The sequence below is a fragment of the Fusobacterium perfoetens ATCC 29250 genome (assembly GCF_000622245.1).
Taxonomy (GTDB): Bacteria; Fusobacteriota; Fusobacteriia; order Fusobacteriales; family Fusobacteriaceae; genus Fusobacterium_B; species Fusobacterium_B perfoetens.
Genome location: NZ_JHXW01000022.1, coordinates 1 through 2,839 on the forward strand (window position 1 = coordinate 1; position 2,839 = coordinate 2,839).

Sequence of the window (2,839 nt, forward strand, 5' to 3'; positions counted from 1 at the left end):
AACAGAAACTTTAAACCATGAATTAACATTAGGAGTAAGTTATAATACTTTCTTTAGTGGAGATAAAGAAGAATACTTAACAGGAAGATTTGTAGGTGGAAGTAACTTTGATATGTTAGTAGGAGAAAAAGCAGATACATTCTCATTAAATGGAAAATATGAAGTATCAACAGAAAAAGGACTATCATTTGATGTAAGAGGAAACTATGCATTTGAACATGAAAACTCAAAAGATGAATGGACAGTAGGAATGGGAATAGGTTATAAATTCTAGTTTTAATATAATAAAAATATATACTTTAGAAAAGATTTAATAGATTTTATAAAAAATAAGAAAGTCACTGTGTAAAAACAGTGACTTTTTATATAAAATTATTTTCAGACTTTCATAAATTTAATTAAAAAATAATTTTTTTAAATTATTTTTTTATAAAAAGTATTGCTTTTTTTTTTTTTTTTTGAAGTATACTCATAATAAGAAAATATTTTTTAATAGTAGCAATTTAAAAAGGTATAAAAAAAAGAAAATTTTTTCTATATCTATTTTAAGTTGCTTTTTTTATTATGGGGGTGGATTATGGTAAAAGACATTGAAAAAAATTTAAAAAGATGGTTAAAAAGAAAAGTTAAAATAACTATGGGAGTTATAGTTGCTTTTTTGATAACAGGGTTGGCTAGTTATTCCCTTGATGTTGATGAAATAATTATAGGAAAAAATTTAGAAGGTAATTATAATTTGACTAATGGTGGAACTATAATTGAAGATGAACAAAATTTTATGATTGAAAAAAATAATTTTATTAATAATGAAAATATTAAATCAAATATAGATAAAAAATTTTTTAATGGAGTTATTACAATAAGTGATACAATAAAAAAAGAGGATAATTTTAATTTTATTAATAATGGAGATATTATTGGTAATGGATATTTAGGATTAGCAAATCAAGGATATATAAAAACTTTATTAAATAATGGTTATATCTATGGAAAAGAGCAAGGAATTGGAAATGTATACACAAGTACTGGGGAAAATTATATTGAATTAATAGATAACAAAGGAATTATTGCTAGTGATAAAATAAGCTTATATCTTTATAAATCAATTGGAGATATTAAAAATAGTGGAATTATAAAAGAAAGCCTTGTTATGTATGAAAAAGCTAATAATATTTATAATAATGGAAAAATAATAAAAACAGTATCAGATAGTAATGGAGGATTGAGTTTAAATAATGGTTCACGAAATGAAGTAATTAATAAAGGAATATTAGCAGCTCCTAAAAAAGTTATTTTTAATAGTGGAGAATTAAAAGAAGTAACTAATGAAGGAATAATAGAAAAAACTACAAATGATATTTCAGGAGCAATAGAATTATCTAATTATATAGGAATTTTAAAAAATAGTGGAGTAATAAATGGAAAAACTAAAAGTATTTCAGAAACTACTTTTAATAAAGAAAATATAGAAATTAAAAATTATGGAATTATTGTAAGTCCTTTTGAAGTAGGAGTAGGTAGAGGTCCAAGACAACAAAAATGTTTTGAAAATTTTGGATTGCTTATAAATGAAAATGGACAATTATTAAAATATAAATTTTATGTTAGAAATTTATTTCCAAAATATAAAACTGAGTTAGAAATAGCTAAAAATATAAGTGAACAAATAATAAATAATAATGAGAATATAGATGTTACTGTTGGAGAAGAGGGTGGAACTGATAAAACAGTACAAATAAAAAATGACAGTGGAAAAACTATTATTAATGCAGGTTCTAATGAAAATGGATATGTTCAAAATATAAAATCAGATACAATAAAAAATTTATCTGATACAGAGGGATATATTTTAAATGGATATGATAAAACTGTTGTAATTAATTCAAATACAGGAGATAAAAATATAAATAATTCCATAATTAATGCTGTAAAAACTGCTGTATCTATTGAGGGAGAAAATACTTTAGGACTTAAAGATACAATAGTAAATGGAGGGTATGGAGAAGATATAATTCTTGGAGATAACAATAAAAATACTTTAAATCTTAGTGGAACAACTATTATTAATGGAAACATTAATTTAGGAGCTGGAGATGATAGTCTTTCTATAGATAATCCAGTTCAACTAAATGGAGTTTTAGATGGTGGAAGTGAAAATGATACTTTAACTTTTAATTCTTCTGCATTACAAGAAAATAATATAAATGTTCTTCATGATATTAAAGGATTTGAGAACACAAATATTAATACTGATGTAACTCTATTTGAAAAGACTGTTGCTGAAAATGGAGATATTAAAAATCTTGAAGTACAACTTGGAAGTATTACAGTAGGAGAAAATGGAAACCTTAATCTAAGAATAGATGGAACAGAAAAAGATGGAAAAGGAAATGTAATAGGACATGCTTTATATAACAATATAGGAAGTATTAAAGTAAATGGTGGAAAACTTAATTTAAAAACTTTTGGATTTGGTGAAGAAGAAACAATTGCTTTTAATGGAACAGATATAACTAATTTGACAAATGATGATATAACTATTTCATCTATTTTACATGAAAGTGAAATAAATGGGGATAATACAATTTCTATAACTGCTAAAAAGAACTTAGAAGATATGGATATAACTAACTATGAAAAATTAAATAAAATTTATCATAGTATTGTTACATCTAATTTAAAAGAATTTGATGTTCCAGAAGAAAAATATGGAGAATTTTTAAAATACTTAAATGATATTTATACAGGAACACCTTATTCTTATTCAACTGAAATTTCTAGAAAAACTTTAACAATGTTTGATGAAATTGCAATTTCAAAAGATTTAAACCCTGATTTA

General features: G+C 23.3%; 2 pseudogenes. Both read left to right on the forward strand.

The annotated features are described in order from the left end of the window. Window positions 1-274, forward strand: a pseudogene (locus T364_RS11135) (autotransporter outer membrane beta-barrel domain-containing protein); the annotation flags it as partial. A 303-nt stretch (window positions 275-577) separates the two neighbouring features. Continuing rightward, window positions 578-2,839: pseudogene (locus tag T364_RS0106890) on the forward strand (hypothetical protein); the annotation flags it as partial.